The sequence below is a fragment of the Halobacillus sp. Marseille-Q1614 genome (assembly GCF_902809865.1).
Taxonomy (GTDB): domain Bacteria; phylum Bacillota; class Bacilli; order Bacillales; family Halobacillaceae; genus Halobacillus_A.
The window spans coordinates 2,019,726-2,043,574 of record NZ_CADDWH010000001.1; the positions used below are offsets into that span (position 1 = coordinate 2,019,726).

Annotated in this window: 20 protein-coding genes; 3 read left to right on the plus strand and 17 right to left on the minus strand. The window is 40.9% G+C overall.

All coding sequences use genetic code 11. From position 1 onward, the window contains the following. Nucleotides 1-5: 5 nt before the first annotated feature. The 4 genes from HUS26_RS10240 to sigI all read right to left on the minus strand — a co-directional run bounded on the left by HUS26_RS10240 (nt 6) and on the right by sigI (nt 3,852). A complete protein-coding gene (locus HUS26_RS10240; RefSeq protein ID WP_173917070.1) occupies nt 6-1,427 on the minus strand; it encodes an NAD(P)/FAD-dependent oxidoreductase in 1,422 nt (473 codons plus the stop codon). After that, the gene (locus HUS26_RS10245) at nt 1,417-1,824 is read right to left on the minus strand and encodes a DUF1499 domain-containing protein (protein WP_173917071.1); all 408 of its coding nucleotides are present in this window, start codon (nt 1,822-1,824) and stop codon (nt 1,417-1,419) included. The genes HUS26_RS10240 and HUS26_RS10245 overlap by 11 nt, the downstream gene beginning before the upstream one ends. Before the next feature lie 73 nt (nt 1,825-1,897). After that, on the minus strand, nt 1,898-3,121 hold the full coding sequence (locus tag HUS26_RS10250) for an anti-sigma factor domain-containing protein (RefSeq protein WP_173917072.1): 1,224 nt from the start codon (nt 3,119-3,121) through the stop codon (nt 1,898-1,900). Next, a complete protein-coding gene (gene sigI, locus HUS26_RS10255; RefSeq protein ID WP_173917073.1) occupies nt 3,118-3,852 on the minus strand; it encodes an RNA polymerase sigma factor SigI in 735 nt (244 codons plus the stop codon). Before sigI ends, HUS26_RS10250 begins: the two co-directional genes overlap by 4 nt. Before the next feature lie 405 nt (nt 3,853-4,257). Here sigI and HUS26_RS10260 point away from each other — a divergent pair, with 405 nt between their 5' ends. Further along, the gene (locus tag HUS26_RS10260; RefSeq protein WP_173917074.1) at nt 4,258-4,833 is read left to right on the plus strand and encodes a flavodoxin family protein; all 576 of its coding nucleotides are present in this window, start codon (nt 4,258-4,260) and stop codon (nt 4,831-4,833) included. Between the two features lie 48 nt (nt 4,834-4,881). Here the strand turns inward: HUS26_RS10260 and HUS26_RS10265 are convergent, their stop codons facing one another. The 7 genes from HUS26_RS10265 to HUS26_RS10295 all read right to left on the minus strand — a co-directional run bounded on the left by HUS26_RS10265 (nt 4,882) and on the right by HUS26_RS10295 (nt 14,696). Continuing rightward, nucleotides 4,882-5,697, minus strand: a complete 816-nt coding sequence (locus HUS26_RS10265; protein WP_254434171.1) for a S1C family serine protease — start codon at nt 5,695-5,697, stop codon at nt 4,882-4,884. Between the two features lie 18 nt (nt 5,698-5,715). After that, nucleotides 5,716-7,746, minus strand: coding sequence for an ABC transporter ATP-binding protein (locus tag HUS26_RS10270; protein ID WP_173917075.1), 2,031 nt, complete (start codon nt 7,744-7,746; stop codon nt 5,716-5,718). Then, nucleotides 7,746-9,494: an ABC transporter ATP-binding protein gene (locus HUS26_RS10275; protein WP_173917076.1), complete on the minus strand. Its 1,749-nt coding sequence runs from the start codon at nt 9,492-9,494 to the stop codon at nt 7,746-7,748. The genes HUS26_RS10270 and HUS26_RS10275 overlap by 1 nt, the downstream gene beginning before the upstream one ends. 374 nt (nt 9,495-9,868) lie before the next feature. Next, nucleotides 9,869-10,927 carry a TIGR00341 family protein gene (locus tag HUS26_RS10280; protein ID WP_254434172.1) on the minus strand — a complete coding sequence of 353 codons (1,059 nt, stop codon included), beginning with the start codon at nt 10,925-10,927 and terminating at the stop codon, nt 9,869-9,871. Between the two features lie 65 nt (nt 10,928-10,992). After that, the gene (locus HUS26_RS10285) at nt 10,993-12,084 is read right to left on the minus strand and encodes a Ger(x)C family spore germination protein (protein ID WP_173917077.1); all 1,092 of its coding nucleotides are present in this window, start codon (nt 12,082-12,084) and stop codon (nt 10,993-10,995) included. Beyond that, complete coding sequence (locus HUS26_RS10290) at nt 12,077-13,195, minus strand: GerAB/ArcD/ProY family transporter (protein ID WP_173917078.1); 1,119 nt, start codon at nt 13,193-13,195, stop codon at nt 12,077-12,079. The genes HUS26_RS10285 and HUS26_RS10290 overlap by 8 nt, the downstream gene beginning before the upstream one ends. After that, nucleotides 13,188-14,696 (minus strand): spore germination protein, encoded by a 1,509-nt coding sequence (locus HUS26_RS10295; RefSeq protein ID WP_173917079.1) that lies wholly within the window; start codon nt 14,694-14,696, stop codon nt 13,188-13,190. The genes HUS26_RS10290 and HUS26_RS10295 overlap by 8 nt, the downstream gene beginning before the upstream one ends. Before the next feature lie 111 nt (nt 14,697-14,807). On the opposite strand from HUS26_RS10295, the gene HUS26_RS10300 reads away from it, so the two are divergent. Next, on the plus strand, nt 14,808-14,993 hold the full coding sequence (locus HUS26_RS10300; RefSeq protein WP_173917080.1) for a hypothetical protein: 186 nt from the start codon (nt 14,808-14,810) through the stop codon (nt 14,991-14,993). Nucleotides 14,994-15,030: 37 nt separating this feature from the next. Here the strand turns inward: HUS26_RS10300 and HUS26_RS10305 are convergent, their stop codons facing one another. The 3 genes from HUS26_RS10305 to HUS26_RS10315 all read right to left on the minus strand — a co-directional run bounded on the left by HUS26_RS10305 (nt 15,031) and on the right by HUS26_RS10315 (nt 17,470). Next, entirely contained in the window at nt 15,031-15,849 is an 819-nt protein-coding gene (locus HUS26_RS10305) for an aldo/keto reductase (protein WP_305792002.1), read from the minus strand. Nucleotides 15,850-15,902: 53 nt separating this feature from the next. Beyond that, the gene (locus tag HUS26_RS10310) at nt 15,903-16,262 is read right to left on the minus strand and encodes a hypothetical protein (RefSeq protein ID WP_173917081.1); all 360 of its coding nucleotides are present in this window, start codon (nt 16,260-16,262) and stop codon (nt 15,903-15,905) included. Between the two features lie 137 nt (nt 16,263-16,399). Continuing rightward, nucleotides 16,400-17,470, minus strand: a complete 1,071-nt coding sequence (locus HUS26_RS10315; protein WP_173917082.1) for an undecaprenyldiphospho-muramoylpentapeptide beta-N-acetylglucosaminyltransferase — start codon at nt 17,468-17,470, stop codon at nt 16,400-16,402. Between the two features lie 138 nt (nt 17,471-17,608). Between HUS26_RS10315 and HUS26_RS10320 the strand changes: the two genes are divergently transcribed. Beyond that, nucleotides 17,609-18,976, plus strand: coding sequence for an MATE family efflux transporter (locus HUS26_RS10320; RefSeq protein WP_173917083.1), 1,368 nt, complete (start codon nt 17,609-17,611; stop codon nt 18,974-18,976). A 325-nt stretch (nt 18,977-19,301) separates the two neighbouring features. Here the strand turns inward: HUS26_RS10320 and HUS26_RS10325 are convergent, their stop codons facing one another. The 3 genes from HUS26_RS10325 to HUS26_RS10335 all read right to left on the minus strand — a co-directional run bounded on the left by HUS26_RS10325 (nt 19,302) and on the right by HUS26_RS10335 (nt 23,552). Beyond that, entirely contained in the window at nt 19,302-20,729 is a 1,428-nt protein-coding gene (locus tag HUS26_RS10325) for an aldehyde dehydrogenase family protein (RefSeq protein WP_173917084.1), read from the minus strand. A gap of 71 nt (nt 20,730-20,800) precedes the next feature. Further along, nucleotides 20,801-22,000: an MFS transporter gene (locus HUS26_RS10330; protein WP_173918812.1), complete on the minus strand. Its 1,200-nt coding sequence runs from the start codon at nt 21,998-22,000 to the stop codon at nt 20,801-20,803. A 358-nt stretch (nt 22,001-22,358) separates the two neighbouring features. Further along, nucleotides 22,359-23,552 (minus strand): NupC/NupG family nucleoside CNT transporter, encoded by a 1,194-nt coding sequence (locus tag HUS26_RS10335; protein ID WP_173917085.1) that lies wholly within the window; start codon nt 23,550-23,552, stop codon nt 22,359-22,361. Nucleotides 23,553-23,849 lie beyond the last annotated feature (297 nt).

A 23,849-nucleotide genomic window follows, 5' to 3' on the forward strand; every position in this document is an offset into this window, starting at 1 on the left:
CTATCTTAACGAAGCTTTTTGACATACCAGGAAATTAAACCATTCCACTTGCTGTTAAAAAGTTTTTTGCGCCAATATAAATCCGCTGCTTGTACCACGATATTATTTCGGGCAGGATAGGGATGCACGACATTTGATAATGACTGGAATTTCTTGTTCAGAGCCATGAGTGTCCCAATTTCCTGCATCCATTCTCCGGCTCCCGGTCCTGCAGCATGCGCTCCAATGATTTTACCTTTTTCTGTCGTCAATACTTTTACTAAGCCGGAGTTGTTTCTTTCGGCTATAAACCGATCATTTTCATCAAGCTTAACTTTAAAGGTTAAAAAGCTTTCACCATATTGGTCTCTTGCTTCCTGTTCGGTTTTGCCTAAATGATATATTTCCGGTGAGCAATAGACGACCCAAGGCACTTTTTCATAGGAAACTTTTCGTGTTAGTCCAAGAACGGCATTCGAGACGGCTATTTTCCCTTCCATGCCGGCAGCATGTGTAAAAGGCATAGAGCCGTTGCAGTCTCCAACAGCATATATATGTTTCTGGGAAGTCCTTAACTGTTTGTCCACAGCAATAGCACCGTTGTTCGTCTCTATCCCGGCATTTTGTACACCCATGCTTTCAATATTGGCTTTTCGGCCAACAGCAAACAGCACATGCTGTGCCACTATACTTTTAGGCTGATTATCTTCGTTAAAGCGGACTTTGACGTTACCATCAATAGATTCGACGCGATCAACCCTTGAATTGGTGTGAATCATCATTTCTTTTTTGAGTTCATTCTGAACAAGACGGGCAATCTCTTCATCTTCCTTATCCAATACCACCGAAGACCTTTCGATAACGGTAACTTTCACCCCTAAGCGGTCCATTGCCTGGGCCAGTTCAATTCCAACAACCCCTCCTCCGACGACAATTAATGATTCAGGCCGCTTTGTTAAAGAGAAGATTGTTTCATTCGTTAAGTATTCTATTTCTTCGATGCCTTCTATCTGAGGGATCACTGGTGATGAACCTGAAGCTATTACGATTCTTTTGCCTGTTATCGTCCGCTCTCCACATTGAATGGTATGCGGATCGATAAATTTTGCCTTACTTTCATAAATATCAATACCGAACTGAATGAATCGCTCTTTGGAATCGTGAGACTGGACTTCATTTACGCCATCCTGGACTCGCTGCATCGCTTTTTTGAAAAGCTCATCGAAGTCGGTACTAGTTAAACCGGGGTTTTTGCGGGCAATGTGTGCTTCCTCTGCAGCTTGTATCAGTGCTTTTGAAGGAACACATCCATAATGGAGACAGTCTCCTCCCAAGTTCCCTTTTTGTTCAATGAGGGCAGTCGATGCACCGAAGCTGGCCGCTCCTGCTGCTGTCGTAAGACCTCCGGATCCCCCGCCTATTACGATTAACTGATAGTCATAATTCATCGGCAGTTTTACTCTCCTTATGCTGGAGATACTTTACCGAGAATTCTTCCATTCTCCTGCGATTAACATTAAAGTCATAATATCCTGCGCGTGATCCAGAGCGAAAATGGACAAGCCCGGCTTTATGGTCAAAATAAAACTCTATATCATCTTTGAATCGAAAAAATTTCGAAGTACTGACAGCTTGGAGGTAATCTTCTGTTTCCTCTTTAATCACTGTCCTGTCCATTGTATCAATAACTTTTTTAACAATTTGTTTCGTTTCCTCAAAAGTTTTAATAAAAGGGAGAGGTTCCAGCTGTTTTTCTTTCTGATCGGTTTGAGTTGAAACACAATTAGGAGACTTAGGACATGCGTCTAAATGCTCATTCCTAACCCCTATGAAATTTCTTTTCATTAAATAACACCTCCATGTCTCATTCTATACTTATTCACTATTTTATCCATAAAAAAACACCCTGATAAGCTGCTTACTTATGCGGGTGCTTTTCGTGCTTATTATTATTCGGCTTGGCTTTATAATCTTTATTTCCTTTATTGGCACGACCGTCGTAGCTGCCTTTATCGTTCCCCTTGTTGTCTTTGTCATTCTTGTGACCGTTATTTGACGGGTGATCTTTATGCTTTTCTTTATTCGGTTTTTTTTTCTCAGGGGGAGCGTTTTTGGGTAGTGATGGATTATCTTTATCGGAAGCTTTTTCATTGCGATGATCGTTCTTATCTTTAAGCGGCTTTCCATTGGCATGAGAAGAAGCATGAGAAGGAGGCTGTTTGTCCTTCTCCTTTAAGACTTCTGACCGGTGTTTATGAGATTCTTTATTCTTTTTTTCATCTGCCTGACCGTTATGCGGCGATTTTTTCGGCTGAGCAGGAATCGGCACCACGGGGGTCTCTTCCAATTTGCTCGAACTTTCATCAGGAATATCGACCTTTTCGACATCATTTTCTTTGGATGACTCATTTTCATTATAAAAAGATTGAATAATTGCTTTATCATCATCTTCGATAGAAACAGATGCTGGTTGAGTTTCTTCTTCCTGATTTTCCTCATCTTTAATTTTGCGGGCCATAAGCTCATTAACAGATGAACCTTCTTCTTCCGCCTGAAGCCTGACTGCCTCAGGAACTGTATAAGAAGCTAATAAAAGGTCCTGCATTTTTTCGCCTATATAGTTTTCGATCTGATCGGAAAAATTTAATTCACTGTCCCCTTCGAGGTAACTAACACCTATAAGAACCTGGTGATCACTGTTTAGAAAACCTTCTTCGCGGCTGAAGTTAATCATTTGAAGGGCCACTTCAGAGGCCGGGCTCATTTTCCAATCCTCGAGGCTTGCAATCATTTCTTTCGCATCTTCATTCAGTGGATTAATGGCCAGGACTTTCATTTTTTCATTTACTTTAAGTTCTACACTAGGATTAATATCCACATTTACCAAGGCATATGTTTTATTGCCTTCGTGCCAAAGATAAACCGGAAATAATGTCAGTAATAGAGCTATGGTCACGGCAGCGATCTTCATACGGTGGATGAGCATGAATTTTCCAATTGATGACCCCGGCTCGTAAGCCTGAAAATGTACCTCCATGCCTATATCTGCGTTTTTTAAGCGCTTGGCTTTTAGGAAGGAACCGTCGTCGGCCATCACGATGGTAAACTTTTTTGTCTGCTCCAAAACAATACCTTTTCTCACATACCCACCCCTTTCAAGTACTCTTTGAGGTAAACATAATCCCCTGACAAAATGAGAACCATAGCAATGATGAATTTACGGTTTCGCTCCAGCGTTTTTTTACTTACGTTCACACGCTTGACTAAATCTTTCATAGGAAGACGTCCTTTTTCCAGGACCTGCTGTCGTAAACCTTCGTTATTATAAACGATTCGGGCGACTTCAATGGCCGACTCACGGGCATCCACATGTTTTGGAGAGGATTCCGTCAGTTCATGGAAGTTGAGATTATACTTTTGAAGCTCTGCCTGAAATTCGATGATCTCTTCTTTCCGGTACCAGGCTTCTGTCTCAAGAGCATAGCGGTCTTTGGCCGCCTGAACCTCTAAAGGGTTTTCCATCTGTTCTTCGTCGACATAATCATCATCTAATGATATGACCTTCAGGCTCTTCTGCTCATTGCGGATATAATCGATCACCTTGCGTTTAATGACAAGCTTCGCGAACGATAAAAACGAACTTCCTTTGTCACACGAATATGCATGGATGGCTTCGTTAAAAGCCAGTAATCCAATACTGAATTCATCATCTTTTGCAGGGTCTATATAGCGTTTACACACTTCAGAAACGCTTTTGGCGATAAAAGGTTGATACTGTTTTAAGATTTCATTTTTAGCTTCGTCGTCCCCCTGCTTAGCAGCAGCGACTTGATCGTCAAGGGAGGTGTTTCTTCTTTGTAACAGACGATTCATCAACCTTTACCACCTCCAGCCATCATATTATTTCGATTAAGAGATATTTTCTTTGGGCGTTTTTTTAAAAAATAATTTCAATTAGATTACAATTTCGTATCAACCATATAAAACTGAAGCTGTAAACACCAACTATATAGATAGGTATGGGTTTAATATTGTATCGAGCAAGATAAGTTTACTGAATAAGTCATCCAAATACCACCACATGGGATTTACATTTTGTTAAATAATGATTTCAAAACACAGTTCAAAAGACCTATAAAATTTTCAGGTTATCTGAACCTTTAACTAACGGAATTTAACTAGTTCAAATAACCTATATATGCAGAATACGTTTATTTTTTTCGGAAAAGGTTAAATCTCTTTTATACGGCACTTGTAGTTAAATGGGAGGTGAAAGAGATGAAGGCCTTACTACTCAACTGCAGTCTGGAAAAAGGATGCCAGGAGACAGAGACAGAAAATTTGCTCGATCAGGCGGCAGCTGTTTTCCAGCAGGAGAAAGTAGACGTGGAACGGATTCACTTAAGGGACTTTCAAATTACGTTTGGAATAACGAGCAGCTTAGATGGTGATGATGACTGGCCTTTTATTTTCGAAAGCATTCGGAAGGCTGACATCGTTTTATTTGCGACCCCGATTGCTTTAGGGGAACAAAGCAGTATTGCCACTTTAATCATTGAAAGGCTTCAAGGCTACTATGACATGAAAGATAAGAAAGGTCAGCAGCTCTTTTATAATAAAGTCGGAGGCGTTATCGTTTCGGACCATGGAGACGGCGGTTCAAGATCAGCAGCCCAGTCTATTTTATACTCATTGGGGATGCTTGGTTTTACCATTCCTCCTCAGTCCAGCGCTATCTGCACCGAGGGAGATCCATCGAACGAACAAATTGTACAAACAAGTACAAACTTAGTTAATTTAGCAGAGATCTTAAACTTTCATCCGATACCGGTGTTAAGGCGACGAACCCTTTGAAGTATAAAAAAAACCCCTTTTTCGCTCAATTTGCGAAAAAGGGGTTTTTTAACTGGATTGATGAAAATACTCAATCGGAACCGCTAGCCCGACTCTGCCTTCCTCATCATCATGAAGAGTTGCGAAGACAACACCGATCACTTTTCCCTCACTATTGATCACAGGACTGCCGGAGTTTCCACGATAAATCGGGGCATCAAGCATAAGAACAGGATCCTCCCAGCTGTCCAGATCAGTATACTTTAGAATTTCCCCTTGATTAGCAATCCCGGTAAATCTTAATGGATTGCCTATAAATAAGAATTCTTCTTCTGCTTGAAAGCTCGTTTCGTCCGCAAGCTCAAGAAAAGGAAGGGCTTCTCCCTCTATTTTTAATACCGCCAAATCAATGGAAGGATAGGTTTCCACCACTTCTGCCTTAAACAATCCATCATCCGGGAAACCGACGGAAATCTGTTTTTCTCCTTCGATCACATGGTGGTTCGTCAAAATCGTGCCATTTGAATCAATGGAAAAACCTGTGCCATTACTTTGGCCCGCTTCTACGACTACGACCGCCTTTTTGTATTGTTTAATCTCCTTATCAGCAGAGAGCTTCGCAGACGTAACAAGAAAATCGACAGCCGGAATAGAGAAAGTATTCGGCAGTACAGCAATGACGTTAATTGCCATCATACTTGCGATCAAATAGAAGACCCACTTCGGAAAAGGGCGTTTCGGTTTCTGATTTTCTTTTTTCCTCCGCGCTTCTTCCAACGCTTTTCTTCGTTCTTCCTGTACAAGTTCATACATTTTCTCATCATCAATGTCCTCATATAAATCTTCATCAATGATATCCCGTTTATCGTTATCCTCGTTCGTCACTTTAAAGCCGCCCCTTACCTAAACAGCAGGCTGTTTTACCGCTCCCTGCTGCATTTGATACATCTGATAATACTTGCCTTCCATCTCCATAAGTTCCGCATGATTTCCTTTTTCTATTATTGTACCCTGATCTAATACCATGATTTGATCGGCCTGCTGGATCGTAGATAAACGGTGAGCGATCACCAAAGTAGTTCTCCCCTTTTTCAAAACTTCAAGCGCTTTTTGAATAAGCTGTTCAGTCTCCGTATCAATGTTTGCCGTCGCTTCATCAAGAATTAAGATCGCCGGATTAAACGCTAACGCTCTCGCAAATGAAATCAGCTGACGCTCACCCATCGACAGCGAGCTGCCTTTTTCTTTTAGAGGGGAGTCATATTTCTGCGGCAGCTTTTCAATAAATTGGTCAGCTCCTACAGCTTTTAGTGCTTTGACCGCCATTTCCCGGGAAATGTTCTCATCGTTCATTGTAACATTCGACAAGATCGTACCTGAAAAGATAAACGGATCCTGCAGGACGATGCCAATATGGCTGCGCACCTGCTGCCTTGATAATTCTGTTATTGGCTGGTCATCGATCGTAATGCTTCCCTTTTGCGGATCGTAAAACCGAAACAAAAGGTTCATAACCGAACTTTTTCCAGATCCGGTATGGCCGACAAAAGCAGCGGTTTCACCAGGTTTCACTACGAAGTTCAAATTCTTTAAAATATAATCTTCTTCCTCATAGGAAAAAGAAACCTCATCGAATTTAATATGGCCTTTGTAACGCGGGAGTTTTTGATTATTAACTTTTTCCCCTTTTTCGTCCATCAAATCAAAAACCCGGCCTGCAGCAACTCGCGCCTGCTCCAGTTGAGGCAGCTGATTAACGAGATCCGTTACGGGCTGAAATAATCGATTTAAATAATCGACGAATGCATATAGGACCCCGGCAGTTACTAGTCCTTCCGCCCCAATCGTTCCAGAGCCGAAATACCAAATAAAGGCCACAAATGCCAAATTCCTCAGGACATTGACTAAATTAAAAGAGGTTAACGCACTCAGCCTGACCAGTTTTCGCTGATAAATAAAATGCTTGGAATTTAACTGCTCAAAGTCCTTCGATACTTGCTCTTCTTGTCGAAAGGCTTGAATGACGGACATTCCCTGTATCGATTCGTTGATGTTTCCGTTCATATCGCTGACAGCCGACCTGACGACCGTGTTATATTTTCCTCCCCAATGCTTATAAGCTTTCATCCATACCCAGATCACAGGGATAAGAATCACACAAAAGAGTGCGAGCCTCACATCAAGCAAGAACAAGGCTGCATAAATCCCTGTCATATAAACAATGCTCGTTACAAACGTCGTAAGCACCTTTACATAGAGCTCACGAATCGCTTCTGTGTCATTGGTGACCCGTGCGACAATTTTGCCTGCCGGCTGATTTACAAAATAGTTGATCGGCAGCCTCTGAATATGTGCAAATAAATCATCCCTCATCTTACGGATGATCCGGTTCGATGTTTTTTGCAAAATGAATGTATGAAAGTAGCTGAACATAGCTGCCAGTATCAGCAGTGCAGAATACAAAACCAAAAGCCAGTAGATCGACCGCTGCTCAGGAACAAAGAAACGATAAAGCTCATTTAAGTTAAGTTTCTCTGCCTCTACCGTTGTTTCAGCATCTGGAGTATTGATCGTTATAAGATTTCTCTCAACTGAGCGGCTTCCGTTTACTGGCACCTCACTATCGATGAAATAGTAGTCTCTCCCCGTCTGCAGGATCGTAGCGGTGGATAACACTTCTTGATTTCCACCCATTCGGTCGGCCCGTACGTACAGAGAATCATTGTAAGAGACGGTATAATCCGTCTCCTTCGAGACTTCATACCACTGATTCTCTATGCCTACCACATGCTCATCTATCAGCCTTTTCGCGATAAATGGACCTGTAAGTTCCAACCCCACAGCTAATAAAACGCAGATGAGGCCGATAAAGATTTTCTTCTTAAATGTAAGTGCATAATTTAATAATCTTTTTTCTGTAGAAGGGGGTCTCATTATTCTTCCACCTCCTTAGTTTCCAATTGCTGATGTTCGTACTGCTCTTTATACCACCCTTTTTTCTTAATCAGTTCTTCGTGTGTTCCTTCTTGAATGATGCGCCCCTGATCAAGAACGATAATATGGTCTGCATGGGTAACCGCAGATAACCGGTGGGCAGCAATGAACGTCGTTTTTCCTTTTCTTTCTTTTCTTAAGTGGTCGAGAATGTTAGCTTCCGTTTTTCCATCGACAGCCGACATTGCATCATCCAGCAGTAAAATCTTTGGATTCATAATGAAGGCCCGGGCGATAGCGACTCGCTGCTTTTGCCCTCCGGATAGAGTAACTCCACTTTCTCCAACCAGGGTATCGAGCCCTCGCGGAAGGTTTTTAATATCCTCCAGAAAATGAGCGAGTTCCATCACTCTATAAATCTCTTCATCAGATGCTTGATTTTTTCCAAACTGGATATTTTCCCTTATCGTTTTTGAAAACAGCACCTGGTCTTGTGGAACATATCCAATCCAGCTCCTTGAGTCTTCAAGAGCAATATCATTTAAATCCACACCATTGATCGCTACTGTTCCTTTGAAACTTGGATACTCTCTCAACAGCTGACGAAGCAGTGTCGTTTTCCCTGCACCGGTTTTTCCAACAATCCCTATGGTCTGCCCCTGTTTAACGGTGAGATTCACATTTCTAAGTGCACACCCTTCAGCTTCCGGGTATTTAAAGGTTACATTATTGAATTCAATCCACTTTGGATGTTCTACGGATTTTGGAGCTTTTGGCGCTAAAATGTCAGGCTGCTCCTCTAATGTTTCATTTACTCGATCAAGCGAAGCATTTCCCCGCTGCAAAACATTGATCAGTTCACCGACCGCAAACATAGGCCATATCAGCATACCTAAATAAACATTGAAAGACACGAGCTCACCTAATGTAATTACATTTTGGAAGACTAGTGATGTGCCGTACCCGAGGCCGATCGTATAAGAAATCCCGACCAGGATCGTAATCGTCGGTTCAAATAAGGCATCCACTTTTGCGACCTTTACGTTTTTGTTGTAGACATCGTGAGTCATACGATTAAAAGCCTTTTCGTCATGGGCTTCCTGCACATATGCCCGAATGACCCGGACACCCCGCACCGATTCAAGAACGTTGTTGTTGAGTTCGCCAAATGAGTGCTGGGCTTCCATAAAACGTGTGTGAATGACTTTTCCATACCGGTTCATCACATAAGCCATAATCGGCAGAGGCAAAAGAGCTGCCAAGGTCAATTTAAAGCTGATAGTAAATCCCATCATTGCAATAATCATAATCATAAAAACCGTAGAATCCACTAAAGTCAGAATTCCAAAACCTGCCGTCATCGTAAGTGCCTTGAGGTCATTGGTACTGCGGGCCATCAAGTCCCCGGTTTTATTACGGTTAAAAAATCCCGGAGTCATTTTTAAAAAGTGGTTCATTAAGTTCGACCGCATCCGCCGCTCCAGCGTCGCTGCCCCGCTGAATAAGGTGTAATCCCATAAGTAAGACAGCGTATAGCTCAACACAATAATTCCTCCGTATATAAGGAGGATTTCTCCAAGCCGTTCTATTGTTATTGTATTGTACTGAATCTCATCAATCGCCATACCTACCAGTTTAGGAGGTATTAAATCAATTGCACTCACGATAATGAGCGCCACTATCGCAAAGGTATAACTTTTCCAATATTCCTTGAAAAACCAGTTTAACTTCCATAAAACACTAAACACGTTACCAAATCCTTTCTGCAAATGTCAGCTAGCCGCTTTCCTTCCAATCTTCTTTCTTAGTCCTGCACAAATTCACTGTTTTTTCCATCTTATCTTCCTCCTGAAAATTTTTATGTGAAGCGGTTTCACCGCAAAACACCAAAAAAGCATACGTCACTCGACGTATGCTTCAAATACAAACAAACATATGGAGTCACGGACACACGTGACCCTTTTGTAAAAATTTTAAAACGCTGTTAAAACAGCCTAAAGGTCACGACACATATAAAATTGTTTTTTTGAGTCAAAGTTACTTTTTTCATCGTCGTGACCTCCTTTTCTTAATGATTATTTATTATATAGTTACCGGAAAATTTTATCAATTGTTTTTTTCTTCACAAAGTAAACCGGCCTCCGCTAATTATGATTAAGACCGCTAATATACCAATAATCGTTAACACAAAAGTAATGGATAAAGGGCGGGACACATTGGCTTTTTGAACTTCTTTCCACAAAACCGGGCGAATGCCTGTAATAGAAAAAATAATTACAGCAGCTAAAAGAATCGACATTATATTAACCGTCACCAGCAAAAAAGCTCCATATGCAGCCATCCAATCCCCATTTCCTAATGATAGGCCCAGAGCTACACTTGGAGGAAGTAATGCTACTGCTACCATCACTCCTACGAGGTTTCCTGATAGCCGATTTAAAAAAGCTAGAGCTCCAGCCGAACCAGAAGCAATCCCTAGAATAATATCCATCACTTCTACTTTTGTCCGGCTTACATACTGGTCGGTTTTAAGTTCTAACTGTGTAAAAGCAGCAAAAATGATGGATATTAAGACCACTGCCGCTACACCGGCAATAGAAGTAACAGCCGACTTGCTCAGAAGTTTATAGTCTCCCAGTACCGAAGTAAAAGCAATTGCGATAACAGGTCCAATCATGGGAGCAATCACCATAGCTCCAATAACCACTGCCTCACTATCTTTTATAAACCCAACCGTTGCCACAATCGCTGATAAAATTATTAAGAGCGAATAATTCCAGGATATCTTACTATTCTTTTTTACCGCAGTTAATAACTCATGTCGGCTGGCTCTTTGAAGCTTTGCTTTCTCTTCTTCTTTCTGCTTCTCCTTTGAACCTTTTGAGAAGTAGGCACGAACAGGCAGAAGTAGTGTCTCAAAACCATCCACAATGTTTGATACTTCTTCTAAATCGTTAAGAATTTCTTCTACATTGTCTGTTTTAAGCAAGATGCGATACAAGGTTCTGCCGTCGATTTCCTTTTCCACCCAGTAGGTTTGGAAGGTAAACTTTTTTAATTGTTTCTGAAATTCCTTTAGGTGTGAAGGCGGTACGTGAACCTCTACTAATTGCAGACTCATTAGATTGCCTCCGATCAGACGTTCTTTATTATTAAAATGCCCTTTTACTAATAAGCTCATACTTTCATTTCACCAGTTAACTATTCATGTAAAAAACCAGCCTGTCTTTAAGACTGGCTGGTTTTTTAATAAGATATTCCTGTTCCTGTCAATTCGATATTTACATTGACCTTAACAGGCACGCTTGCGTAATTTTCATTCCATTTTTCCATGTTCGCTTTTCTTGTACGGTTTTGATAAATCGATCCGAGCCCTAAGGGGTCTGTCCTATTTTCTTTAAATTCCAATATAAGCTTGTTCATTTTTTCTTCAAAGTGTTCTTCAAATTTCTTTTCTACATCGTGTACTAATTTGGGGGTTTTATTACTGTCAATGTCAAGCTTTTTCATTTCATTTATAAATGCGTCCATATTAACATTAACGGTAAACTGGGGATCTGCGGAACTGCCTTCTAATTTATATTTAACATCTGAATTAGTAACTTGAATTCCTACTTTACCATTTTTATATTCAATATTTTCCCGGCCTTCTCTAACCTTTTCTCTTAAAATCTTAAAGGTTAAAGCCTCAGATTCCGGTATAATTTGAACAAGCTTTCCTTTTTTAAGTACAGCGATGCCTGAATAAAGGATATGACCATTTTCCCTAGAGAGAACAGGGAGAAACCCATCAAGACCTTCCCCATAATAAGCATAAAGATAATGGTGCAAATTTGTCTCTGGGAAATTACGCTTTGCATTGTTCTCAATTAATCCTTTAATGTATCTGGCTGTTGTTACATTTTGACTGTACTTCCCTTCTATCATTTCTTTAGCACTGTCTTCTGCTATGGCCAAATATATATTCCTTCCGATTCTTGGATCTCTGCTTAAAACATCCATAAAATCTTTCATAGTGTTTTTAGCAGTTAATTCTTTATTAAATAAAGTAACCGTCAACTTCCCCATAGAAAGAGGTTTAGATGACTCCCTTTCTATTTTAGAATCAAACTCATTTAAAGAACCAGCTTCTACAGACAGCGTAAGCTCTTCAAGATTTCGGCTTTCCTCCATTCCATACTGAGGGATCGCCACTGTACCCACGATGTTCTCTTCATCTTTATAATCATAGCCAGATATTTGTACAATAGCGCGATCTTCTATACTTTGGACGTCCGTACAGCCTGCCATTAGAAACAGGATTCCAATTGCCGCTAGAACGATAGACAGCTTATGCATTTCTCCTCTTCCTCCATTTCCCAACGGTTTTCATAAGCAGAAATAGCACAGGAATATAAAGAAGCACATAAAAACCAACTGCATTTGCGATGTCGTTTAATTTCTCAACACCCTCCCGGTTATCAATATACAAGGTGGACATATATAGGAGAAAACAAAAAGCCAAAATAAACGCTTTCTGACTTGTCGCAAACATTCTCTTAGGTATGCGGCTGGCCCCCCATAAAGCAAGACAAATATTAGGAACAATGACATAAACCCATAATGCAATACCTATATACTCGAAACGTTCTATAAATGGAAAATGGACAATTTTCCATAAAGAAATCGTTCCCCATGTGATATGCTTTAACTGCTCCTCACTGTAATAAAGAAAAGAGACGAGTGCTGTTGCTAAATATATGAGCACTGTATAAAAAACAGCAAAATGGGCCCATTTCTTGGATTCCTCTGGTTTTTTAATGAATGGATAAAAAATTAAAAGCAGTTCTATCCCCAAAAACCCTAATACAGACGCTTTCGCCGATTTTAGTAAATCTAAAATACTGTGATCAATAACAGGAAAAAGATAATCAGTAACTCCCACTTCGATAGGAAAAAACTTCAGCAAGAGTAAAGGAAGCGTCAATATTGTGCTGATTAAACACATACCTGTTACCAATCGAAACCCGCCAACTACTAAATAATAGACGAGCAGGATAAATATTAAAGCAAAAATTTCTATTCGAAGGCTGGGAAACACCCATACTTGAATCACTTCTATAAATGTTCTTAATACAGTTAAACCAAGCAGCAAAAAGTAAAGACTAAAAAATAAACTAAGAAAAGAGCCAACATATTTACCGAAGACTATTCGGTGAATAGAAACAATGTCCCCCTCACTATCCTGTAAAAGCTGATAAATCATCCATAGCAGGATCTGGGTGAACCCTCCTGCAATTAATATCGAGATCCAAGAATCAAACCCTGAAAACCGGGCGATATAAGATTCAAAACCAAGTATACCCACACCGACTTGCATAGCATGGATAATAAAGAATACAAACATCGGGGTGATGAGAAAATTTTCAGAAACAGGCAGCTTCGCCTTTGTTCTAGCAATTTTATTCATCGATATCCCTCTTCTCTACAGACTGGGATTGATTAAAACGCTTGAACTTCTGAGGGCGGGTTTGAACGGGCCTTTCAGACTGCCTGCTAAAGGGTAACCGAATAAATGCATCTCTTAAGTCACGAAATCTTAAAGGATAGATCGGCGCAAAGAATGGACGTCCGATTGACTTCAGTTTGATTAAATGCCCAATGTAAAAAGCCATAACCATTGCTATGCCCACTAACCCCCATAATTGAGCCCCCAGTAAAAATGGAAAACGAATTAACCGAATCGTATTACCAATTTGATAAACTGGAGTGGTAAAGGAAGCTAATGCCGCTAGTGCTACGATTATGAGAAGAACATTACTTGTTAGGCCGGCATCCACAGCAGCAGTTCCAATTACAATACCACCTACAATACCTATGGTCTGACCAATTTTTGTCGGCAGACGGGCTCCGGCTTCCCTTAATAGTTCTATGGCAATCTCTAATATAATTACTTCAAGAATAGGCGGAAAAGGAATATCTGCTCTAGAGGCTACAATTGTTGTCATCAGCTCTTCCGGTATCATTTCATGATGATAGGTGAGAATTGCTACATATAAAGGAGTGCTTAAAACTGAGAATAGGACGGCAAACAATCGAATCAAGCGAAATACTGTAGCTAAATGCCATGGAAGGAAATAATCGTCCGATGCAGAGAAAAATTCTACAATCGTCGTCGGGCAAGTAAGGACGTGTGGAGATCCATCCACAATTATCCCAATTTTACCCTCCACCAGACCTTCCACTACCCTGTCCGGCCTCTCTGTATCAAGAAGCTGCGGAAAAGGAGAATGAGAGTTGTCGGAGATAATCTGTGTAATAAAAGAACTGTCTATTATTTGGTCATATTGAATATCCTCGATTCTCTGAATTACAGTATCCACATTCTCTTGACTCGCAATTTCTTCCAAAAAAATAATGCCTATTCTTGTCTGCGTCATCTTTCCCACTTTTAATTCTTTAAGGGTAAGCTGAGGCAGGGGAAGCCTTTTTCTAATTAAACGAGTGTTTTGGTCAATAGATTCAACGAACGCTTCTTTTGGACCAACGACACTGAATTCTACTTCAGGTATGGACACATCTCTTCCTTCGGTTCTTCCCGCGAAAATTACCAGCACTTGTTCATTGGATTCATCAGTCTGAACAACTATATGTCCTGTCATAATTTTTCTTCTTATTTCTTTTACATCATCTGTAATGCTCAGCTGCTGCACGGGAATATAATCTTTTGCTTCTTCCAAAGTGAACAGTTTATTAGATTTAAGGATAGGTAAAATGGAGTGGTTAAGAAGTTGATGGTCTATCAGGGTATTAATATAAGAAATTTGATAATTAGATGATCCAACTTTATACGTTTTAAAATCACTTGATTTTTTCATGGCAAAGAAAAGCTCTTGAAGATTCTCTTCAGCTCTTGATTCTTCTTGCTTAATATATTCCTCACGTTTCTGTGTTTTTTTCTTCTTCCACATTATGAGATCTCCTCAGCCGGTCAGCATTTCCAATAAGATTCGGTTATTATTCTTCACTATCCCATAAATTTTATTCGATTTGGAAACCCTAAAGATAAAGGAGGCTGAATAATGCTGTATGCCTATATAGTTCCATTACTTCTACTGCTTTTCTTTTTTTTGTCTATCTTTTTCTTATTTAATGCTCTAGCCAAATTAATTTTATTTGCCTTTATCATAGTGGTCGTTTTCCTGCCTTTTATTTTAATTTTGAAAGAGGAGGAAAGGAATGCATCCCGCCCTTCTCAAAAAGATTAAAAAAAAGCCCAGTCATTAGACTGGACGCCATTTACACTTAATAGAGTTTGTTAGGGTCTGAACCGACGCGGTTGTTTTTATTCATACGGTTAATCCTCTCCATATCTTCCTGCGTCAGCTCAAAATCAAATATCCTCTTATTCTCGATTTGTCTGTCTTTATGGGTTGATTTTGGAATCGTGACGATTCCGTGCTGAATGTCCCAGCGAAGGATCACCTGAGCCGGGGTTTTTCCATATTTATTTCCTATAGACGCTAAAGTTTCGTGATCGAGATAGGATCCGCGGGCTAACGGTGACCAGGCTTGCAGCTGAATCTGTTTATCATTACAGTAATGTAGCAGTTCACTAAGATATAACTCCGGATGAAACTCGACCTGGTTGACCATAGGAATTATAGAGGCATTCTCTAATAAAGTTTCCAGATGGCGCTGCATAAAGTTACTCACGCCTATCGCTCTTACCCGGCCTTCTTTATAAAGCTTCTCAAGAGCCTTCCACGTCTCCTGAAACCCGGGAACGGGCCAGTGAATCAAATAAAGATCGACATAATTGAGCTGAAGCTTATGTAGACTGCGCTCAAATGCTTCTAATGTTGCTTTATACCCCTGCTCGTCATTCCAGACTTTAGTCGTTACAAACAGGTCTTCCCTGCGGATGCCGCTGTCCTTAATTGCCTCTCCAACTTCTTTTTCATTATCGTAGAAAGAAGCAGTATCAATATGGCGATATCCTGCTTCTAAAGCGGAAGAAACGGTTTGGTAAGTTTCTGCACCTTTTTCAACTTTATAAACGCCTAATCCCAGCTGAGGGATTTTTACTCCATTATGTAATTCTATTGAAGGTATTTCAGTCAAAGGTATCCTTCCTCTCGTTTTTATTAATTGGCTGAAACAGCATCACCAAATGTTTAATAATGGTCGTTTCTTTTATTTTCTATATATTTAGGAAGCGGCCGTTCGAATATTAGAAATGAAACCACACGGAGTAACACTGGGTATAAGGCCAATACGCCAATTAAATCACCGATAGCTCCTAAAGTAGTGGTTGTAAGCATCCATATAGATAATAACACCATTACGATCACCGTTCCCATCCCGGCACGTCCATTTACCGGTGTCCACGTCCCGGCGATCGTCCGCATATCCTGTTCCACTAGTTCAAAGCAGCGATAGTGAAAGGGACGAATACGAAACCAGCTGGACGCGGTAACAAGCTCATCCCGGTCACGTATCGGTTTATAACAATACCGGCACATTTTAGTTTTCATAACACAGCCCCTGTCTTAAATTAGTAAAGATACAATTATTATATCGCATTCTTTCTTTATTTCGAATGATAAAGGCTGATGAACAACTCTCCGGTAAATAAAGAGAAGTCCTGCAAAATTAATCGCAGGACTTCTCTTTATTTTTCCGCTTGCTGAATGATCTGAATGACTTCTTCTTTTGTTTTTTTATTTTCATATTTCTGCATGTTGTTTAACAGTTCCTCACGCTGATCCATTAAGCGGCGGACTTCCCTTAATAAACTCTCTGAATTCAGCTCTTCCTCTTCAAGCTTATGGGCGAACCCTTGCTTAACAAACGAGTTGGCATTCAGAATTTGGTCCCCGCGGCTCACTTGCTTTGACAGCGGGATAAGAAGCATCGGTTTTCTTAACGCTAAAAACTCAAAAATCGCATTTGAACCCGCGCGTGAGATAACGTAGTTGCTTGCAGCCAGGAGATCTTTTAATTCATCACTGACGTATTCGAACTGTACATACCCAGGGCGGCTGACCGATGGATCCTTATGCCCTTTTCCACAGATATGAATGATCTGTACTTCTTGTAACAGGGCATCTAAATTATCCCGAACAGCATCATTCACCTTTTTAGACCCCGTGCTGCCTCCCATGACGAGGATAACAGGCTTAGTATGATTAAATTTGCACAGTTCAAGTCCCTTTAAGCGATTCCCTTCAAAAAGTTCCTCACGAACGATTGCGCCGATATACTTTCCCTTAGATTCCGGAAGATGCTGCATCGTCTCCGGAAATGTCGCCAGCACTTTTTGCGCAAAAGGAAAGGATAGCTTGTTCGCCAGTCCAGGAGTATAATCGGATTCGTGAATAATAGCCGGCACTTTTTTCAGCTTAGCCGCTGCCACGACCGGCACGGAAACGAACCCTCCTTTTGAAAAAATCACCTGAGGCTTTCTTTTGCGGATAATATTTAAGGACTGATAAAGTCCCTTCAGCACCTTAAAAGGATCTTTAAAATTTTCCTTAGACATATACCGCCTCAGCTTACCTGTGGAGATCCCGTGATAGTTCACTCCGTCCAGCTGCTCGATCAAATTTCTTTCAATTCCTTCGTAAGAACCAATATAATCTATTTCATACCCTTGTTTTTGAAATTCAGGAATTAAGGCGAGATTGACTATTACGTGTCCTGCCGTTCCGCCTCCTGTAAATAAAATTCGTTTATTACTCAATTTTCAACGTCCTTTCTCATATGCGTCTGTCCACAGGACAGGACGCGAGCTTTCACATTTTTAAAATCCAGTTCCGGTAATAAAATTAGAACAAGTCGTGTATGTCCTAAAGGAATTGTATCAAAAAGGAGCACGTTTATGTACGAAACACATACATTACGAGAAAAAATTAAATTATTTATGATTATCTTAATTCCTATCTTAATTACACAAATCGGAATGTATGCAATGAACTTTTTCGATACCATTATGTCTGGACAAGCAGGTCCCGATGAACTGGCTGGTGCAGCGATCGGCTCAAACATATGGCTTCCTGTATTCACGGGACTAAATGGAATAATGATGGCAATTTCACCGATTGTCTCACAGCTTAAAGGAGCCAAGAACGAAAAAGACATTTCCAAAAGCGTCAAACAGGGAGTTTACTTATCCGTTATCATAGCAGTCATCATCGGTATGATTGGATATTTTCTGCTTGACCCTGTACTGAATCTGTTTTCTCTTGAGGAACGCGTGCGCTTCGTTGCTAAATATTATTTAGTGAGCCTGGGTCTTGGGATCATTCCACTTTTCATCTTTAATCTGCTGCGTTCGTTTATTGATGATCTTGGCCAAACTAAAATATCAATGATTATTATTCTGCTGACGCTGCCTACCAATATTTTATTTAATTATGTGTTGATTTTCGGAAAATGGGGATTTCCTGCATTAGGCGGTATTGGAGCAGGATTAGCGACAGCTCTTACATACTGGGTGGCCTGTGGAATTACAGTTTTCGTTATTCATAAGCTCTATCCGCTTCGTCACTACAGAATTTTCTCAAATTGGATAACTCCTTCCTTAAAAAGCTGGGCGGAGCAATTAAAAATCGGGATTCCGATCGGTTTTGCAATTTTTTTTGAGACAAGCATTTTCTCTGCCGTGACTTTCTTTATGACTGCGTACGATACCTATACGCTCGCTGCCCACCAGGCAGCGATAAACTTCGCTTCACTGCTTTATATGGTCCCCTTAAGCATCGCTTTTACGTTAACGATTGTCGTGGGTTTTGAAGTTGGCGGCAGAAGATATAGGGATGCCAGAACTTATTCTTATATGGGCATTCTCCTTGCTGCAGGAGCCTCTGTGGCTGCCGGATTGACCTTATTTATCTTTGATGAGTCCGTGGCCCGTTTATACAGTTCTAACGAGCGGGTCATTGAACTGACAACAAGCTTTATCTATTTTGCGATCTTCTTCCAGCTCTCTGATGGGTTTGGAGCTCCGCTGCAAGGCATTTTAAGAGGTTATAAAGATGTAAATATAACCCTTCTCATGGCTTTTGTTTCTTACTGGGTGATCGGGCTTCCAAGCGGCTACCTGTTAGCAAATTATACAAGTCTTGGACCATACGGCTACTGGATGAGTTTAATTATCGGCCTGACCGCCGGAGCTATTACTCTGTTAATCCGGATGGTTTTGCTTCAGAAAAACCAAATAACAGCACAGGAAAAAGCAAGGGCTTAAATGTCCTTGCTTCTTCACTAAGCTAGAAATAGCGTGCTAGAAAAGAGTTGTTGGGCTGCCTGTGATGTCCTAAAGCGAATACTGCAAGGCTCCTGCAAGACAAACGGACGATCCAAGACCCCAAAGCACAGGTTTCGCCAATGCGTCTCGTAAAAAGGCGGAAGTTTAACTTAAGTTCGGCACACCATGTCTTTTTCTACGATGTAAATCAACGAAGTATTTCTGGTGGAACGCCCCCACACGATGCGGGGGTGTGGAAACTGGTATTCGCGTCCAAGTGTAAAGAAAAAACGTGTAGATTCTCTACACGCTTAAGCAAGGATTATTATTTGTTTAAATTCATGACGATTAATCGTTCTTCTGTCATTTCCTCAATGGAGTACTTCGGTCCTTCTTTACCCCATCCGCTGTTTTTCACTCCGCCATATGGCATTAAATCCACACGGTACTGGGAAGCATCATTGACCATAAATCCTCCTACTTCAACTTTTTTGGCCGCGTAAAAGGCGGTATCTATATTCTGGGTGAAGATACCTCCCTGCAGCCCGTATGGAGAAGCGTTAACTTCATCAATACACTGCTTGATATCAGAGAAAGGCAGGAGGGTAACAATAGGTGCGAAAACTTCTTCACATACAACTTTCATTTCTTCTGTAGCACCAGTAAGGACCGTCGGCTCCAGCACAGAACCTTTTCTTGTCCCTCCATAAATCACTTCCGCCCCGGAATCCTTCGCTTCCTGTATCCAGCTTTCCGCCCGCTTGGCTTCTTCTTCACTTATCATTGGTCCAACATCTGTTTGCGGGTCAGCCGGGTCCCCGACTTTTAGTTCTTTGACCGCCTGAATGAAATAATCCTGGAACTCCTGCTGGACGGCTTCATGTACATAAATACGCTGCACGGAAATACATGTCTGTCCGGCAAATGCGAAACTTTTTGCCGCCGTATTTTTAGCAGCTGCTTTAATGTCCGCCTCCTCGTCGATAATGACCGGCGAGTTGTTGCCTAGTTCGAGAATCAGCTTATTTAATCCCGTATCCTGCTTTAGTTTTAAACCGATTTCTGTACTGCCGGTAAACGTGTACAGCCGGATCCTTGAATCCTGCATCATTTGATTACCGACGGTAGAGCCGGATCCGACAACGACATTCAGAAGTCCTTTAGGAAGCCCGGCTTCGTGAAAAAGCTCTGCCAGTTTCAGAGAAGATACGGGAGTGTTGCTCGCAGGTTTCAACACAACCGCATTCCCTGATGCAATCGCAGGACCAACTTTGTGTGTCACTAAGTTTATTGGGAAGTTAAAAGGACTAATTGCCCCGACGACTCCAACTGGGACGCGGATTGTAAAAGCCATACGATTTTCAGATCCAGGAGCAGCCTCTACAGGAATCCCTTCCCCAGAAATCCTTTTTGCTTCTTCTGCTGAGATTTCGATCGTCTGCGCCGCACGGTCCACCTCATTACGGGCCTGTTTTAAAGGCTTGCCGGCTTCAATTGTAATGATATCCGCTATTTCTTCTTTTCTTTCCATCAAAAGTTCGCTTACTCTTTTTAAAATTTCATAGCGGTCGTAAGGGGACAATGCATCATTTTTATACGCACTTTCAGCCGCAGCAATGGCCTGGTCTACATCGTTTTCCGATGCTTTTGAAACGTTTACATAAGTCTCTTGTGTGTATTTATTTAATACTTCCAGTGTCTCGTCTGTCTTTACCCATTCACCGTCAATATATAGTGGATAATCGCTTGCCATATCGACATCTCCTTTACTTTAAGTCTACAAAGTTTATTGCCTTAAATAAGGAGACTTAAACCCGGCGAACCTTACGCCGGACTTTCCTCAGCTTTGGCTTTTGTTTCCTTCGTTTCAGGGTGAATGAGCATTATGACAAGAATCAGTAAAAGAATAGAAACAATCCCTGCTGCAATATAACTGATGTTTAAATAGTTTTTCATAACGAGCGACATGGCAGGCGGCCCTAAAGCAACACCAATGAACCTTGAAGAGCTGTAAAAAGAACTGATCGTGCCGCGCTCTTCCTTTTCTATACCTTCTGTAATCATTGCATCTAAAATAGGCAGAACGATGCCGATACCCACCCCTGTTACACTCGTAACCGCTAAGAGCAGCCACAGCTGTTCTTTTAAATAACCGGTAAAGACAATACTCCCTGCGATCAGAAGCAGACTGATGACTGTAAGTCTCTTCATCGTCTTCAAATTCCCTTTTATCAATTTTCCGGTGATAAAGGAAGCCGTGCATAACGCAAAAAGCGGAATCGCTAATATAAATCCTTTTTTAACCCCAAGCAGGTTGTGCGTCTTCTCCAAAATATCCGATAAGAAAAAAAGCACTCCAAATAAGATTAGCATTAAATAAACTCCAAGAATAAACACCGTATAAAGCCATTTTCCTTCGTTTTTAAAAATCTTCTTCGTTTTCTGGACAAAGGCTTTAAACTTTTGCGGTTCTTCTTTCTGCTTGGGAGCTTTTATAAAAAAGAACACCAGAATAATGGATATTAAACTGAAAAATGAAATCGAAAAAAACGGGAGAAACCATAAAAACGCAGCAAAAGCAGCTCCTAGAATCGGGCTGAGGACTTTTCCAAACGTATTCGATGTTTCAATTATCCCTAAACACGAGCTTGTTTTTTCATCATCATCTTTATATAGATCGCCAACTAAAGGAAGGATGATCGGGGTAGCTCCCGCAGCTCCAACGCCTTGCAGCACTCGGCCAATCATGATCCAGTTAAACGGAGAGGATAGTTTCCACGAGGCATAGCCGGCAATCAGTCCTCCAATTAATGCAAGGATTAAACTCGGAAGGATGACAATCTTTCTTCCAAACCGATCCGATAAGTATCCGGCTACCGGAATAAGAAAGATGGCAGCCAGCGAGTAGCTGGTAATAATCATACTTGATTGAAAAGAAGTAATTCCGACTTTTTTCTCAAAGATCGGGAGGACAGGAATTAACATTGAATTTCCCAGTGTCATGACAAGCGGAATTGAAGCCATACTGATCAAACACCAGCGGCTGACTTTATTTTCGGAAGTCTCGTTCACATTCTTACACCTCATTTAGTTCTTCTCTCGATAGAATGTCCTAAATCTCCCTAATTATTTAAATTATTCTCCCTGTTGAGATTTCCAAAAATTTGAATATAACAAAAGCTAAAAGCGCCCTGGCAGACACGAAACGCATAAGCAAAACGACCGGAGGAAGGTGTCCTTCCCTTTTAGCAGGGCGGATTGCTTATGACGCGAGTGTCTGGGTGCTGGAGCTGGATGTCTCTCTTTTAAACATATATATCCACAGCTTGGAATTTTAGACAATACAAAAAACGCCTGAGGAAAATTCCTCAGACGCTTATTTTTATAAGAAAAGTCCAGCCATAGTACCGGAAAGCATGGAAGCAAGTGTAGCACCAATTAGAAGCTTCATACCGAATCCGGATACTTTTGCACCTTTTTCTGAATCAATTCCCTGAACTGTACCTGCAATAATACCAATAGAAGAGAAGTTAGCAAAGCTTGTTAAGAATACTGTAACAATACCAACTGTTTTCTCTGAAACGGAATCCAGCATGCCCTGAAATTCAAGCATAGCGACAAATTCGTTCGTTACAATCTTCGTACCCATAATTGCTCCGGCATCAATAACTTCTGCAGCCGGGATCCCCATTAGAATAGCAATTGGAGAAATAATATAACCAAGTGTCTGCTGAAGGGTCAGCCCGTTAAACAAGCCGGCGAAAGCAGCATTTACTAATTCTAAGGAAGCGATAAAAGCAATAAGCATAGCGGCTACAATCAGGGCGATTTTACCACCGTCAAGAGCCCCGTTCCCCATCGCTTCAAAAAAGCTTTTTGCATTAGAAACATCTTGAATATCAACATGGTCTTCTTCTTTAGGTACTCGTACCGGCGCGATAAGAGACGCAACAATAAGAGCACTAAACATATTTAATGGAAGAGCTACTAATACATAATCAGCTGGAAGGATTCCAATATATGCTCCTACAATTGAAGCAGATACGGACCCCATAGCCGAAGCACTGACAATATATAAACGGTTATTATTTAATTGTTTGAACTGGGACTTAATCGCGATAATCGCTTCGGACTGTCCGAAAAAGATACTGTTAACTGCGTTAAACGATTCGACTTTTGGAAGCCTTGTAATATAGGAAAGACCTAGTCCAACATATTTGATGATAAAAGGTAATATTTTAAGATAAGTAAGAACAGATAAAATCGTTGCAAAGAAAATAATTAACAAAAGAACATTAAAGAAGAAAACTCCAGCTCCGCCTTCTTCAAAAACAAAGCCGCCTAAAACAAAGGAAACCCCTTCTGAACCATATTCGATCAGTTTATTAAATCCCCATGAAATAGCATTAATGATCGTGGCGCCAATCTGTGTTTTAAACATAATAAACGTTGTGACAAGCTGAGCTAACAACATAACACCAATACCGAAATAATTAATGTTCTTTCTGTCATTAGACATGACAAACGCGATACCGAGGATAACAACAACCGCCAAAAGGCCTAACAATATATCCACGTTTCTTCTCCCCCTCTAAAAAGTTAAAAGTCGTCTTGAAACCATTTTTGTGAAAATGCTTTCATTATGTCTTGCTACTACGGATTTTAACAGGTTGTCAGACGTCTTGCAATATAATTACGAAAGAATGAATATTCTTTTAAATCAGTCAATTTAGCAACAAAGGCTCACAAACTATTATAATAAAAGAAATGTCTTGATTTCAAGACGCATTCCTCCCAAAAAAATACACCCTTCGGTGGTCAGACGAAGGGTGCTCTATACCTAAGGGGAGGTATATCGTTTGAAAAACGCAGC